This is a genomic window from Dolichospermum sp. FACHB-1250 (assembly GCF_014696335.1).
In the GTDB taxonomy this organism is placed as follows: domain Bacteria; phylum Cyanobacteriota; class Cyanobacteriia; order Cyanobacteriales; family Nostocaceae; genus Dolichospermum; species Dolichospermum planctonicum.
The window spans coordinates 126,152-142,591 of sequence record NZ_JACJPZ010000003.1; the positions used below are offsets into that span (position 1 = coordinate 126,152).

Annotated in this window: 10 protein-coding genes and 1 rRNA gene; 7 read left to right on the plus strand and 4 right to left on the minus strand. The window is 41.1% G+C overall.

The window, feature by feature from the left end; translation table 11 throughout:
• The first annotated feature begins 53 nt into the window (after positions 1-53).
• The 3 genes from tkt (at position 54) to menB (ending at position 9,428) form a co-directional block, all read left to right on the plus strand.
• A complete protein-coding gene (tkt, locus tag H6F39_RS02090; protein ID WP_190396122.1) occupies positions 54-2,066 on the plus strand; it encodes a transketolase in 2,013 nt (670 codons plus the stop codon).
• Positions 2,067-2,656: 590 nt separating this feature from the next.
• On the plus strand, positions 2,657-8,182 hold the full coding sequence (locus tag H6F39_RS20110; RefSeq protein ID WP_199290831.1) for a choice-of-anchor L domain-containing protein: 5,526 nt from the start codon (positions 2,657-2,659) through the stop codon (positions 8,180-8,182).
• 409 nt (positions 8,183-8,591) lie between these two features.
• Positions 8,592-9,428 (plus strand): 1,4-dihydroxy-2-naphthoyl-CoA synthase, encoded by an 837-nt coding sequence (gene menB, locus H6F39_RS02125; RefSeq protein ID WP_199290832.1) that lies wholly within the window; start codon positions 8,592-8,594, stop codon positions 9,426-9,428.
• Positions 9,429-9,693: 265 nt separating this feature from the next.
• Here menB and H6F39_RS02130 read toward each other — a convergent pair whose 3' ends face one another.
• The 3 genes from H6F39_RS02130 to cutA form a co-directional block, all read right to left on the minus strand.
• Entirely contained in the window at positions 9,694-10,044 is a 351-nt protein-coding gene (locus H6F39_RS02130) for a hypothetical protein (protein WP_228036692.1), read from the minus strand.
• Positions 10,045-10,363: 319 nt separating this feature from the next.
• Entirely contained in the window at positions 10,364-10,912 is a 549-nt protein-coding gene (locus H6F39_RS02135) for a DUF721 domain-containing protein (protein WP_190396123.1), read from the minus strand.
• Positions 10,913-11,023: 111 nt separating this feature from the next.
• Positions 11,024-11,419 (minus strand): divalent-cation tolerance protein CutA, encoded by a 396-nt coding sequence (cutA, locus tag H6F39_RS02140; RefSeq protein ID WP_242028595.1) that lies wholly within the window; start codon positions 11,417-11,419, stop codon positions 11,024-11,026.
• Between the two features lie 517 nt (positions 11,420-11,936).
• On the opposite strand from cutA, the gene H6F39_RS02145 reads away from it, so the two are divergent.
• The 3 genes from H6F39_RS02145 (at position 11,937) to H6F39_RS02155 (ending at position 14,558) form a co-directional block, all read left to right on the plus strand.
• Positions 11,937-12,704 carry a PspA/IM30 family protein gene (locus tag H6F39_RS02145; RefSeq protein ID WP_190396124.1) on the plus strand — a complete coding sequence of 256 codons (768 nt, stop codon included), beginning with the start codon at positions 11,937-11,939 and terminating at the stop codon, positions 12,702-12,704.
• Between the two features lie 237 nt (positions 12,705-12,941).
• Positions 12,942-13,277, plus strand: coding sequence for a co-chaperone YbbN (locus H6F39_RS02150; RefSeq protein ID WP_028083893.1), 336 nt, complete (start codon positions 12,942-12,944; stop codon positions 13,275-13,277).
• Between the two features lie 75 nt (positions 13,278-13,352).
• Positions 13,353-14,558, plus strand: a complete 1,206-nt coding sequence (locus tag H6F39_RS02155) for an LL-diaminopimelate aminotransferase (protein ID WP_190396125.1) — start codon at positions 13,353-13,355, stop codon at positions 14,556-14,558.
• Between the two features lie 446 nt (positions 14,559-15,004).
• On the opposite strand, the gene nadC is transcribed toward H6F39_RS02155, so the two are convergent.
• Entirely contained in the window at positions 15,005-15,868 is an 864-nt protein-coding gene (gene nadC, locus H6F39_RS02160) for a carboxylating nicotinate-nucleotide diphosphorylase (protein ID WP_137909691.1), read from the minus strand.
• 460 nt (positions 15,869-16,328) lie between these two features.
• Here nadC and H6F39_RS02170 point away from each other — a divergent pair.
• Positions 16,329-16,440 (plus strand): 16S ribosomal RNA (locus tag H6F39_RS02170); the annotation flags it as partial.

Here is a 16,440-nt window from a genome sequence, read left to right on the forward strand (position 1 = left end):
AAACCACAAAAACGCTAAAAAGAGTCCTAACCCGTCCTTAACAATTAGAGATTATGGCTGTTGCAACCCAATCCCTCCAAGAACTTTGTATCAATTCTATCCGCTTTTTGGCTGTTGATGCCATAGAAAAATCCAAATCGGGACACCCTGGACTACCGATGGGTGCGGCTCCCATGGCTTTTGTCCTTTGGGACTCCTTCATGCGGTATAATCCCAAAAATCCTCAGTGGTTCAACCGCGATCGCTTTGTTTTATCCGCTGGTCATGGTTCAATGTTACAGTATGCCCTACTGTACCTCACAGGCTACGATAGCGTTACCATAGACGACATCAAACAATTTCGTCAATGGGGTGCTAAGACCCCAGGCCACCCCGAAAATTTTGTGACAGCTGGTGTAGAAGTTACCACAGGTCCTTTAGGTCAAGGAATTGCCAATGCTGTCGGTTTAGCAGTAGCAGAAGCACACCTGGCCGCTAAGTTCAATAAGCCTGATGCGACAATTGTTGATCACTACACTTATGTGATTCTTGGTGATGGTTGCAACATGGAAGGGATTTCTGGTGAAGCCGCTTCTATCGCTGGACACTGGGGATTAGGTAAACTTATTGCTCTCTATGACGATAACCACATCTCAATTGATGGTTCTACAGATGTAGCATTCACCGAAGACGTTTCTAAACGCTTTGAATCTTACGGTTGGCACGTTCTGCACGTTAAAGACGGTAACACAGATTTAGAAGGCATTGCCAAAGCGATCGCAGAGGCAAAAGCAGTCACAGACAAACCCACCATGATTAAGGTGACAACCACCATCGGTTATGGTTCTCCTAATAAAGCTAATACTGCTGGTATTCACGGTGCTGCCCTAGGACCTGACGAAACAATAGCTACCCGCAACAACTTAGGCTGGCAATACGATGCTTTTGTCGTTCCCGAAGATGCCCTCAACCACACCCGCAAGGCTGTTGAACGCGGTGCTGCTTACGAATCCGAGTGGAACAAAGCTTATGCCGAATATCAAGCTAAATACCCCCAAGAAGCCGCTGAATTTGAACGTTTGATTAGTGGCAAATTACCAGAGGGTTGGGATCAAGTATTACCTACCTACACAGATGCAGATAAAGCATTACCTACCCGCAAACACTCGGAAACCTGCCTCAACAAATTAGGTGCTGTTTTACCGGAATTAATCGGTGGTTCTGCTGACTTAACCCACTCCAACCTCACTGAACTTAAAGGTACTGGGGACTTCCAAAAAGGACATTTCGGCAATCGTAACATTCACTTCGGTGTCCGGGAACACGCCATGGGTGCAATTTGTAACGGTATGGCTTTACACCGTTCCGGTTTAATACCCTACGGTGCAACCTTCCTCATCTTCACCGATTATATGCGGGCTGCTATTCGTTTGGCTGCTCTTTCTGAAGCTGGCGCAATTTGGGTCATGACTCACGACTCCATTGGCCAGGGTGAAGATGGTCCTACCCACCAACCCATTGAAACTTTAGCTTCTTTGCGTGCCATTCCTGATTTAACCGTAATTCGTCCCGCAGATGGAAATGAAACCTCTGGTGGTTACAAAGTTGCCATTGAAAAATCTAAAGCACAAGCTTCTACTTTATTAGCTTTCACTCGTCAAAATGTTCCTAACTTAGCAGGTACATCTATCGCAGGTGTCGCTAAAGGTGCATATACAATTGTTGATTGTCAAGGTACACCAGATATCATCTTAATTGGTACTGGTTCAGAATTAAGTCTTTGTGTGAGCGCCGCAGAGAAACTGACAGCAGAAGGTAAGAAAGTTCGTGTTGTTTCTATGCCTTCTTCTACCTTATTTGATACACAAGATGCAGCTTATAAAGAGTCTGTTCTTCCTCGATCTGTTACTAAACGCCTATCTGTAGAAGCGGCTAGTAGCTTCGGTTGGCATAAGTATATCGGTAGTGAAGGCGATACCGTCAGTATTGATACTTTTGGTGCTTCCGCTCCTGGTGGTATTTGTTTAGAGAAGTTTGGCTTCACAGTTGATAATGTTTTAGCTAAAGCCAAAGCATTGTTAGGCTAATTACACTCAGAGTCAGGAGTAAAATTGGCTTATTGTCTGGCTTTGATTAGATTTTGTACCTCATTGATTTCCAATCCGCTGTATCATAGCATCAATATTCTCTGATTTTTTAGGTGGGCTAAAACGCTCACCTTTTTTTATACAAAGAGTTTAAATTAATACTAATAAATATGTAAAAACCACGGATACTTTTACTTTTAACTCCTGAATTTTGCTATTTAGAAGTTAGCGCCCAGATTCCGCACATAATTTATTATTCATCTTTTCAAGAATTACAGCACTTACGCACAAGTCGCGGAATAAGAAACCACTCCAGGCACAGAGGTAACAGAGAAATGGGGGTTTAGGGAGAGATATTTTGCGTAAGTCCTGAATTATTCCCTTGACTGAGCGGTTAGACAAATAAATATTAATACTTAAAATTAAATAATACAATAGATACTTATAAGAAAGATTGTAGGGACAATATTCTGGACATACTAATTGTTATTTTAATTTTAGTGACATAAGAAATCTTAATATAAATACCCTAGAAATTAAAAGTAAATCGTGTTATATCTTTAATAAAGCATTCTACCTTATATATACTTATGAACTTCTCACTTTTACTTGAATCAGCCCTAAAGCTGACATACGACAAACTAAGTGGCTTTTCTGATGTTAATAATAATTTCTGGCAGGTTTTCGATAGCGCTTTTGGGACGCAATACAACCGCAGCGCGGCGGAAATTCTGCGATTAGATTGGCAAGGGGGTAATTTCAGTCAACTTCCCCAAATAGAAGTTGTTAGTAACACCATTCTTGGCAATGCTAATGGGGCCTATTCTACTAGCACTAATAAGATTTACTTATCAGATAATTTTGTCGCAAATGCGAATTCAGCAGCAGTTAGTGACGTAATATTAGAAGAAATTGGGCATTTTGTAGATGCTCGGATTAATCAAACGGATAGCGCTGGAGACGAAGGGGCGATTTTTGCCGCTTTGGTACGAGGTGAAAGTCTGAATGGGACAACTTTACAGAGTTTGCAAGCAGAGAATGACCACGCTACGATTATAATAAATGGAGAAGCGATCGCAATTGAACAGAGTGCTTTAACCACAAGAGACTTAAATAGCGTTACTGCCGCGCAACTTGTTAACACTTTAATCGGCAACTCCGGTATTACACCAGACAAAATCAGCAACATCAGGTTTACCGGTGCAAATGTTGCCGGGGGTACTTTTACTGGTGAACAAGGAACAATAGGCATTAACGGTATTGTTCTGAGTACCGGAAATATTGATGTTGATGATGATCCTTCAACCTACTCAACTTCTAACGGTAAATCAGGTGACAGAGATCTAGATGCCATAGTCAAAACTATAGTCTCTAATAACAGCACCTATGATGCAGCAGTATTAGAGTTTGACTTTATTCCGACCTCGAATACTATCAGCTTCTCCTATGTATTTGCCTCTGAAGATTATCCTGAGTTGGGAAATTCAAGGTTCAATGATGTTTTTGCCTTTTACCTGAATGGTAAAAACATTGCTTTCGTCCCCGGTGCGACAACTCCTGTTTCTATCAATACTGTTAACGCTGGAACGAACTCGGCATTTTTCCAACCTGATTATTATGGAAATATTTTAGGTACGAAGTTCGATGGTTTCACAACTGTATTAAGTGCAGTAGCAACGGATCTTATTCCAGGTCAAATTAATCACATAAAATTAGCGATCGCTGATACCCGTGACTCCGCTCGTGACGCGGCAGTTTTTATTCAAGGTTTTAGTGACCCAAGTACCATTGTTAAAGTCATAGCTACAGATAGCGACGCTGGAGAAGGAACACCAGCTAACCCAGGTGTGTTTACGATTACTCGCACAGGTAGCACTAACAATGCTCTCACAGTTAGTTACACAATTTCGGGAACTGCATCTACTGGTGACTACAGCCCCATTCCTTCTACCGTAACCTTTCTGGCGGGAGAGACTTCAAAGACCGTCACCATTACTCCCGTTAATGATAATCTTGTCGAAGGCAGAGAAACCGTAATCCTGTCATTAATTAGTGGCACTAATTACAGTTTAGGCACAGACAATAGTGCAACAGTAATCATCACTGACAATGATGTTGATCCGGGACGTGCTGATGTTAGCCTATCGGTTAATCCTGCTAGTGTTCTTGAAGACGGGACGACAAATCTAGTTTACACTTTCACTCGTGCTGGAGATCTGACTAATGCCTTAACTGTTAACTTCAATGTTGGCGGTTCAGCTACTTTCAGCAGTGACTCTAATTACACTGACTATACTCAAACAGGAGCAGCCAGTTTTGGACTAACAAGAGGATCGATTACCTTTGCTGCGGGTGCAAGTACAGCCAATTTAACCATTAACCCCAAAGCAGATACCACCTTTGAAGGTAATGAAAACGTTGAGTTAACCTTAGCTCCTGGATCAGGTTACGTTATCAATACAGCCACCGCCGTCATTGGAACTATTATTGATGAGGATACCAATGTTAACGTAGCCGTATTCCCTGATAGCGTAAATGAAGATGGTACAGCTAACCTGGTTTATACCTTCAGTCGGTATGGAAAGATAGACAATGCCTTAACCGTTAACTATAGCATTGGCGGTACAGCCGATGGTGCTGACTACACAGGAGCAACACCGGGAACAGGTAAAACCATCACCTTTGAAGAGGGTGAAACTACGAAAACCGTAACCATTAACCCCACAGCAGACAGCACATTTGAAAATGATGAAACAGTTATTTTCACCATAGCTAGTGGCACAGGTTATACCCCTGGTACATCAGGATCAGCAACGGGAACTATTGATAATGATGATTTCCCCAGCATTACCCTGACAGTATCACCAGGTAGCGTAAATGAAGATGGTACAACCAACCTGATTTATACCTTCACCCGTACTGGAGTTACCACCAACCCCTTAACAGTCAACTATAGCATTGGTGGTACAGCCAATGGTGATGACTACACAGGAGCAACACCGGGAACAGGTAAAACCATCACCTTTGAAGAGGGTGAAAACACAGCTACTTTAATCATAGACCCCAAAGCAGATACCATCGTTGAAAGTAATGAGACAGTAGCTGTCACCTTAGCTAATGGACCAGGTTATACCCTTGGTACAACAGCACCCGTCGTAGGAACTATTAATGATGACGATACTGCTAGTATTACCGTAACCGTAACTCCAAGCAGCGTATTTGAAGACGGGACAACCAAGCTAGTCTATACTTTCACTCGCAGTTATCCTGGTGGTACCAGCCAGTCTTTAGATAATCCATTAGCCGTTAACTATAGCATTGGTGGTACAGCCAATGGTGATGACTACACAGGAGCAACACCGGGAACAGGTAAAACCATCATCTTTGCTGCGAATTCAGATACAGCTACTTTAATCATAGACCCCAAAGCAGATACCATCGTTGAAAGTAATGAGACAGTAGTTGTCACCTTAGCTAATGGACCAGGTTATACCCTTGGTACAACAGCACCCGTCGTAGGAACTATTAACGACGACGATACTGCTAGTATTACCGTAACCGTAACTCCAAGCAGCGTATTTGAAGATGGTCCAGGCGGCCTGGTCTATACCTTCACTCGCAGTTATCCTGGTGGTACCAGCCAGTCCTTAGGTAATCCCTTAACCGTTAACTATAGCATTGGTGGTACAGCCAATGGTGATGACTACACAGGAGCAACACCAGGAACAGGTAAAACCATCACCTTTGAAGAGGGTGAAAACACAGCTACTTTAATCATAAACCCCAAAGCAGATACCATCGTTGAAAGTAATGAGACAGTAGTTGTCACCTTAGCTAATGGACCAGGTTATACCCTTGGTACAACAGCACCCGTCGTAGGAACTATTAATGATGACGATACTGCTAGTATTACCGTAACCGTAACTCCAAGCAGCGTAAATGAAGACGGTACAACCAACCTAGTCTATACCTTCACTCGCAGTTATCCTGGTGGTACAAGCCAGTCCTTAGGTAATCCATTAGCCGTTAACTATAGCATTGGTGGTACAGCCAATGGTGATGACTACACAGGAGCAACACCGGGAACAGGTAAAACCATCACCTTTGAAGAGGGTGAAAACACAGCTACTTTAATCATAGACCCCAAAGCAGATGACCACTACGAAGGTAATGAGACAGTTGTTGTCACCTTAGCTAGTGGAACAGGTTACACCGTTGGTACACCAGAACCCGTCATAGGAACTATTGTTGACACCGACGGTCCAACTTTATCATTCAGTGGGTTTAACAATAACATTTTTGTTGAAGACTTCAATAATAGTGCTGTAATAGTTGTAGACCTTATCGGTGCTAATGGACAACTCGTCACTAGTAAAGACGACATCACCTTCAATTACACCACCAGTCCGACAGGTGCAGTTTCCGCAATACCGGGCGTTGATTATAATAATAGTAATAGTTCAGGAACGGTGACTATCCTCGCCGGCACTTCCTCCGGCATTATCCGTATCCCCATTCTCACAGACAACATCAATGAACCCGATGAATCCTTCTTAGTAAAACTTTCCAATGCAACTAATGCTACTATCGATCCAAGTGTAACCGATGATGGCATACCAATCTTTATTACTGATACTTTACCAAGTGCACAGACCCGCACCTTACCTAACCTCGTAGAGAACCTCACACTCATCGGCACTGGTAATATCAATGGTACAGGTAACGCAGGTAATAACGTCATCACTGGTAATAGTGGCGACAACACCCTTACTGGTCGAGCAGGAAACGATACTTATGTCTTTAGTGTTGCCAATGCTTTGGGAGCAGATACCATTGTGGAAGCAGCAAACGAGGGTATTGATACTATTGACTTTAGTGATCCTAAGACTAATATTGCAGGTCCGGTAAATATTAACTTGGGCATCACCACACAGCAATCGGTAACGGTCAGTAACCTCAAACTCACTCTTTCTGCCGGAAATGTCATTGAAAATGCGATTGGTGGGGCGGGAAATGACCTGATCACTGGTAATGCCCTAAATAATTTGTTACAGGGCGGTAGTGGTAATGACCGACTGAGCGGACAGAACGGAAATGATATCCTCATGGGAGGACCTGGCACTGATAATCTCAATGGAGGAAATGGTAATGATACTTTGTGGGGAGGGGGTAATTCTGGATCAATTGTTGATCCTTCCCTAATTGATAATCTCAATGGAGGACAGGGTCAGGATAGATTTTGGTTCAAGAGAGATTACTCTTTCTCTTCTTCTCCCTCATTAGGTCTTTCTTCAATCGAGAATTTTGTCGAAGGAGAAGATAAAATAGCATTAAGTAAAGCTAGTTTCAATGCTATTAGTGTTGACAGTGGGGATCTATCGGCGACTGATTTTGCCGTGGTTACTGATGATTCTTTAGCAACTTTTAGTAATGCCCGCATTGTTTATAGCCAAAGCACTGGTTATGTCTTCTATAACTCCAACGGAAGTGCTGAGGGTGGAGAATCTCGGTTTGCCAAAGTTGATCCTGGTATCACTCTTGACAGGAATGATTTTACTGTCATTGGTACCCAGTCAAGTTCAGTGGACTACGTTTTAAGTGACCTGTACGAGAATTTTAATCTCACCGGCACTGGCAATATCAATGGTACAGGTAACATAGGTAATAACGTCATCACTGGTAATAGTGGCCATAACATTCTGGACGGAGGAAGTGGTAATGATACTCTCATAGGAGGACTCGGTAATGATACTCTCATAGGAGGACTCGGTAATGATCAGTATCGGTTCAATGGAGTCTTCAACAATTTAGGTGTTGATACCATCAATTTTCAAGCGGGACAAATTAGTCAAGGAGAAAATAGAGACAAGATTGCATTGAGTAAAGCTACTTTCAGTGCCATTACTAATGCAGTGGGACAGGCTCTGACTGATTTTGGAGTAGTTCCTAACGATAATTCAGTAGGTGCTAGTAATGCCCGCATTGTTTATAGCCAAGGCACTGGTAGTCTTTTCTATAACTCCAACGGATCTACTCCGGGTGGGGAATCTAAGTTTGCCGTTTTAAGTGATCCTACTATCACCCTTGTGAGTAGCGATTTTACTTTGATTGCCTAATACGCGCTCAACTGAGATCTTACATCCTTACTTCCTACTAGTTTGGATTTGACCAAAAATCTGGGATACAAGCCCCGTCCACTTCGGCAAGCTCAGTGCATCGCTTTTAGGACGGCTTTATGTTAAAATTTGGTTATAGTCGCCATAGGGCATTGGGAGACTTTAAACGGACATGGAGGGACGATAAGACCACTTGTGGCGTGTTCCAGTGAAGTGTCAAGAATCATCGCACCTTCAGGTCGGTGAGTATGTCAAACAAATCAAAATCAGGTTCCCTTAATTCCCTATTGCTGGAGAATTAGGGGAATATTTTTTTAAGTTTCCCCTTAATTACTCATTTTCTGGAAATTGCCAATACTTTCCATCTCCGCCGCGATAAAATTCTCAAACACAGTATCGCAGATTATCCATGATAGAACCCGACTGGAAAACCGTCAAAACCTACGAAGACATTATCTACCAAAAAACCGACGGTATCGCTAAAATCACCATTAACCGTCCCCACAAACGTAACGCATTCCGCCCCAAAACCGTCTTTGAATTATACGAGGCTTTTTGGGACGCTAAAGAAGATACTAATATTGGTGTAGTTTTATTTACGGGTGCAGGACCCCATACAGACGGTAAATACGCCTTCTGTTCAGGAGGAGATCAAAGTGTCCGGGGACAAGCAGGTTACGTAGATGATGTTGGTATTCCCCGCTTAAACGTTTTAGACTTGCAACGTCTCATTCGTTCCATGCCTAAAGTCGTCATTGCCCTAGTCGCCGGTTATGCTATTGGTGGGGGTCATGTTTTGCATTTAATTTGTGATTTAACTATTGCGGCCGATAACGCCATTTTCGGGCAAACAGGACCAAAAGTAGGCAGTTTTGACGGTGGTTTTGGTGCGAGTTATTTAGCGCGAATAGTAGGACAAAAAAAAGCGCGGGAAATATGGTTTCTTTGTCGTCAGTATAACGCTCAACAGGCTTTAGAAATGGGCTTAGTTAATACTGTTGTCCCTGTAGAACAATTAGAGACAGAAGGGATACAATGGGCGCAAGAAATCCTCGAAAAAAGCCCTATAGCCATTCGTTGTCTCAAATCAGCATTTAACGCCGACTGCGACGGACAAGCCGGTTTACAAGAACTTGCCGGTAATGCCACTCTTCTTTATTATATGACAGAAGAAGGCGCGGAAGGAAAACAAGCTTTTTTGGAAAAGCGACCTCCCAACTTTCGAGAATTTCCCTGGTTACCTTAAAGCTTAAAATTATATCAGTCCCTAAGACCGTGATAACATCAATAGTGTTTTACTTCCTGGAGACTTACGGAAAATATCTCTCGAACCCTCTTTCCTTCTCTTCCTTAGTTCCTTCGTGGTTGATTCTTTCCTGACTTTTATATACTAAAATCGCACCTGTCAGGAAGGTGCGATTTCTGAAGATCTCAAAATTGGAAACACTAATAAATTGGAAGTCAAATCTTATTAAGGTGGACAGAAAATTGATAACAATAATCGTGCGTAATTAAATTACTACATTCTGATTTATTACCTCTTGCGTGGTATAAGTACGGGTCTCTTCAACACAATTAATTGTCAGATGATCTAAATCCGCTGCAAGAGTTTGAGAAGTTGAAATAACAGGCCTTGGTACTGGTAAACTCCAAGCATCTTCTAGAGTTTCCCAAGCGGGTGCAAAAGCTGGTAACGCTAAGGGACAAGCTTTCCAAACACCTTGGACCGGTGCGGTCAACTTTTCACACATACCACCACGGCGACCCTGTGGCTGGTAATAACGACAATAACGACAAGTAGATGTTAAACGCTTAATTGCTTGATATGCCTTCATCTTCAGTACCATAGGACTAGCCAACATACTTATATATTTTCCTTGTTTACCAAAATAGGGATGAAGGGCAAAAAGTTATTATTGGATACGGGTTCTAGCCATTATTATCAATAAATAAACTTTATTATCTCTTTAGATTCTTGTTATATTTGTAAATGATTCTTAGAGTGTCTACATACTCACTTTAAACTAAAACATATTAGGGATCAAGGTTAAAAGCCCGATTTTAGATTTACTCCGATTTTTTTAGTCTACTTTGGATAGATTTAAACTCAGTTTTTAGCATCTAGTTGACTCCATTATTTACAATCAACTGACAATAGTTAAATATCATAATCAAGGCTGATTATTTACTTCCAACATTAGAACAGCACAGAGAACAAACATTCCAGCGTTCAAGTTCACCTGGTGGGCTAGGACATTGACATTCGGGACATAAAGGGAGATAATGCGATCGCTCCTGCATCATCCTAGCCCAATTCTCAAAAGCACCTAGAGTATTGTCAAGACTCGGTGTGACTAACTTCTCAGGAACTAGATCATCAGCAACATAACTGGGGTGTTCTGAAGCAGAAATAGTTATTTGTGTTTCCGTCCTTGGTAAACTCTTCCACCCCGCAGTCGAAAAGCGAATATCTATCAAAGATGTAGATAGCTTGTGGTTTAATTTCATCAATATGGTTTTCCGTTCAAAGGTCAAATTTTGCGCCCAAGCAGCGCTAGACGTTGCTACCCACACAACATCACGTTGAATTGACAAAGGTCGAGTTTGTACCGCAACCCCAGCACCGACAATTTCCACCCAACAATTCAACAAGCGCGGAAATAATTGTTCTTGCCATGGTGCTGACCGTTTAATACCTTCTAAAATATTATTAATTGATTTTAAAGACATATTTTGTTAGTAGTTTTACTATTTCCAGTATTGAGTAATTATACATTATCTTATTTGTCATTACTTAATCCTTGATGAAGATAGTAACTTGAAATTCACTAAATCTAACTATCAACTATTTGTTGATATCTGTTTAGCCTTGGTTTCTGCTATTAGCCAATTCAGGTAATCCTGATTTCCTTGTTCAATTGGTAAAGCCACCACACAAGGTACTTCATAAGAATGTTTTGATTTCACCTTTTCCGTTAGTTCTTCAAGTAAATCCCCCCGCGATTTCATAATTAAAATAGCTTCTTTTTCTACTTGTAATTCGTCGTTCCACCAATAAATACTGTCCATACCATCAATTATATTAGCACAGGCAGCAAGACGAGCTTCTACTACGGCTTTACCTATATTAAGAGCTTCAACACGATCTTTACAAGTGATGTAAACAAAAATAAATTCCATGTTTTGACCATTAACTATTAAATGGTTATTATATCTGAAGAGGGTAGTAATTGACAATTTTTGTAGCTGTTTGGTAAATTTTTATTCTATCTTCTCAATAAATGGGGGTAGACTATCTAATTTTACGGATTTTGATGCTTGTAAACGATTTATACCAGATTATTCAGCAGTTACGTATTAGTCAGATATAGTCAGATAATTTAAACTTTCCTTGATTTGGGGTCAAGTCATAATACCTGCCATTTGCAACACTTTATCAGTAAATATATGACAAATAAAACTACATCTCCTTCCCAAAACACCCGAACCATAAGTTAGACGGGTTAATATAGCCGTATATACTTGAATCAGGTACGAAAATTAGGAAAACCGCTGATACAAACTTAATTTTACTCCTTTCCTTGTCTTCTTTCTCCTGACTTCTGACTCCTGAATTTTTCTCTGTATGATAGGTTCATGATTCAGAATAGAAAAAAAGATCCAAACTGGAAATATCACATTGACATAGGTAGCTATTAACAAAAAAGCTATCTATTTAACCAAAAACCCAAACCTTCTAAGGAAAGATAAATTTATGGGATTATTTGATCGTCTTAAACGAGTAGTTGGCGCTAATCTCAATGATTTAGTCAGTAAAGCCGAAGATCCAGAAAAAATGCTGGAACAAGCCCTCTTAGAAATGCAAGAGGACATGGTGAAATTGCGTCAAGGGGTAGCTCAAGCCATAGCAGCCCAAAAACGTACAGAGAAACAGTACAATGAAGCTGTGAATGAAGTCAACAAATGGCAGCGCAACGCTCAACTTGCTCTGCAAAAAGGGGATGAAGACCTAGCTCGTCAAGCCTTAGAGCGCAAAAAAACATATAATGATACAAGTGTAGCTTTAAAAACTAGTCTAGACCAGCAAACCATTCAGGTAGAAGGTCTGAAAAAGAATTTAATTCAGTTAGAGAGCAAAATTTCCGAAGCCAAAACCAAGAAAGAAATGCTCAAAGCTCGAATTACCGCAGCCAAAGCCCAAGAACAATTGGGAAATATGGTGAGCGGAATGAGTACCAGCAGCGCCATGTCCGCTTTTGAGCGCATGGAAGAAAAAGTATTACTCCAAGAATCTCGCGCTCAGTCTACCGCAGAATTGATAAGTTCAGATTTAGAAAGCCAATTTGCAAAATTGGAATCTGGTAGTGATATTGATAATGAATTAGCGGCTTTGAAAGCATCTCTAGCACCAGCACCAGAACCAAAATTACTAAACCCAGAACAACCAACCAGTACAGCTAAAGCGACTCAACCAGTTGATGCTGACTTAGAAGAACTTAAAAGACAATTAGATAAACTGTAGTTCTTGCAGATAATTTAATTCAGTTAATCCCACATATTTGTGGGATTTTACTTCATTTTTCCCAATGATTATGATAGATTACCAGATAAAAAGCTGATATAGTAAGCATTTTATAACTGCAAATTCTTCGACCGAGTAAAGCCTAAGTCCAAAACAGGATAACAACTAACCCTCAAATTGGGATAAAGTATTTTGTAAACGAATTTGATTAACTGATGCTACTTTATGGAGACTATTATGGGCAATAGTGTAATAAATATCACTGATGCTGAGTTTGAAAAAGAAGTTTTAAAGTCCGAACAGCCTGTATTAGTATATTTTTGGGCTTCCTGGTGTGGTCCTTGTCGCTTAATGTCACCATTGATTAATTTAGCCGCAACAACTTATAGCGATCGCCTAAAAATTGTTAAAATAGAAGCTGATCCTAATCCCGTGGCTGTCAAGCAATATCATGTAGAAGGCCTTCCTGCTCTCAGGTTAATGAAAGGAGAAGAAGTATTAGAATCTACCGAAGGAGTAATTGCTAAAGATAAATTACTCAGTCTTTTAGATAACCATTTACAGAGTAATTAGTGGTCAGTCAGTGATCAAAACTCTAGAGTTTCTGATCACATACTCATAACTAATAACCAATGATAAATAATTAAAATGCAATTTGCAACCAGGTTACAACCTTTAAAATCTAACGTATTTGCGGACATGGACACAGCCAAGACCATAGCTGTGGCTGCGGGAAAGGAATTAATTGATTTGTCTTTGGGATCTTCAGATTTACCTACCGAGAATCATATCCTAGAAGCGATCGCTCAATCTGTCCATGATCCTAGCACCCATGGTTATTTATTATTTCGTGGTACTCAAAATTTTCGTCAAGCCGCAGCCCAATGGTATGAACAGAAATTCGGTATCCCAGTTAACCCAGAAACTGAAGTTTTACCCCTAATTGGTTCTCAAGAAGGAACAGCCCATTTACCCTTAGCCATACTTAATCCCGGCGATTTTGCTCTATTATTAGATCCTGGTTATCCTTCCCATGCTGGTGGAGTATACTTGGCTAATGGTCAGATTTATCCCATGCCATTAAAACCAGAAAATAATTTTTTACCAGTGTTTAGTGATATTCCCGTCACTGTTTTAAATCAGTCGCGGTTGATGGTTTTAAGCTATCCTCATAATCCTACCAGTGCGATCGCCCCTTTATCCTTTTTTCAAGAAGCTGTAGCCTTTTGTCAACACCATAACATTGTTTTAGTTCACGATTTCCCCTATGTAGATTTAGTTTTCACAGAAGAAACCCAAAATCCAAAATCCAAAATCCAAAATCTAAAATCTCCAGTCCCCTCAATTTTACAAGCTGACCCAGAAAAAAGCGTCTCTATTGAATTTTTTACCCTGTCCAAGTCTTATAATATGGGAGGTTTCCGCATTGGTTATGCAATTGGGAATCCAGAATTGATTCAAGCCCTGAAACAAATCAAAGCCACCATTGATTTTAACCAATATTTGGGAATTTTGAACGGAGCGATCGCAGCCCTCACCGGACCGCAAAATGGTGTAAAATCAGCCTTAGCTATTTTTCGTCAACGTCGTGACACATTCATCAAAGCCTTACACAGCATAGGCTGGAACGTTCCCACACCACAAGCCACAATGTACATTTGGGCAAAATTACCTACACAATGGAGTAACAATTCCAGAGAATTTTGCACCGAATTAGTCAAAAAAACAGGTGTAGCAGCTTCTCCAGGTATCGGCTTTGGTAAATCTGGTGAAGGATACGTTCGCTTCGCATTAGTGCAAGAACCAGAAATTCTAGTAACCGCTGTCGAGAGAATCTCCAAGTTTATGAACTAAAATACAAACTTGTGCAAATTCAAAGTCGTATACTTTTCGCATTTGCGTATTTGTGCGAAATATAACTTAAACCGCTATTATAGCATCCGATAATTTCTCAAATTCGCCCCATTGAATCCGCATTTAAACCGTATAAAAATAAAAAATTTTCATCTTGTGGGGTGGGCTTCTAGCCCGCCATAATTTACTTGTGGGGTGGGCTTCTAGCCCGCCATAATTTACTTGTGGGGTGGGCTTCTAGCCCGCCATAATTTACTTGTGGGGTGGGCTTCTAGCCCGCCATAATTTACTTGTGGGGTGGGCTTCTAGCCCGCCATAATTTACTTGTGGGGTGGGCTTCTAGCCCGCCATAATTTACTTGTGGGGTGGGCTTCTAGCCCGCCATAATTTACTTGTGGGGTGGGCTTCTAGCCCGCCCAAATCTATAATATAGATACAATAGCCGATTAAACCATTCTCATACTTAGATCCAACCATCTAGACTGAGTAATAGGCGCACTAGTAGAAATATAATCAACACCAGTTTCTGCTACAGCGCGAATAGTCTCTAAGTTGACATTTCCCGAAGCCTCAATTTTTACTCGATTATCTTCATGACGAATCAGCGACACAGCTTGACTCATCATTTTTAAAGGCATATTATCCAACATAATAATATCTGCCTTATACTCTAACGCTTCTTGCACCTGTGCCAAAGTTTCCGTTTCCACCTCAATTGTCAGAGGATAAGGAATGTGAGAACGAACGCGGGTAATAGCCTCCCCAATTCCCCCAGCCGCTATAATATGATTATCCTTAATCATCACCGCATCATCCAAACCCATTCGGTGATTTATAGCACCACCTAAAGCAGTCGCGTACTTTTCCAAAATTCTCAACCCTGGTGTAGTTTTGCGCGTATCCACCAATTGAGCAGGTAAATCAGCTATTTTCTCCACATATACATTAGTTAAACTCGCGATTCCACTTAATCGCATCGTCAAATTCAACGCCACCCTTTCTCCCATTAACAGAGCATCTAAAGAACCACCAATTTCCGCTATTACCTGTCCTGGTTCACATTTTGCCCCCTCAGCGGTAATATTTGCAAAATTGACCTGATGATTCAAAAGCTGAAACACCCTGGCTGCAACCGGTAAACCAGCAATTATTCCCGGTGCTTTCGCTATCCACTTCGCTTCTTTGTCGGTGGGATTTTGGGATAATAGAGATTGAGTAGTACGATCACCCCTACCAATATCCTCCAGCAACCAACCTTGCAACAATTGATCCAGCACCAAAAACGGTGGTAGTACAGCCAAACTCTTCATATCATCCCTAATTCCTATATCCACTCAACACTATCAGCAATTGCGTTGATTAACCCCTTCCATAATAATTACCCAAAAAAATCCCCATGAACTCAGCCAAATCAAAAACACAACTGCTTGAAATTCACCACCCTGATAAGGGACGGGGTATGGCGGCGATGCTTGATCAAGCAAAAATCCAGAAAATTCTAACGACTGCAACCCTTATCTCACAAGGATTGTAGACAAAGTGAAAAAATTTTTTCCAAAAAGATGGAAAAAGTAGTTGACAAACCCAAATAGATTAGATATATTGAATAAGTGCCGAACAGCGAAGCCGAGAGAGGCAACGCCGAACAGCGCACCGAACCTTGAAAATATTATAGTTTGAAAGCCAGAATACGACAAGTACCCCTGCGTCAGAAAAAAATAACCTGACCGTGGTTGTAAAAACGGTCGAAAGAGCTAAAAAGAACGAACCAAAATGGAGAGTTTGATCCTGGCTCAGGATGAACGCTGGCGGTATGCTTAACACATGCAAGTCGAACGGTCTTTTCGGAGACAGTGGCGGACGGGTGAGTAACGCGTAAGAA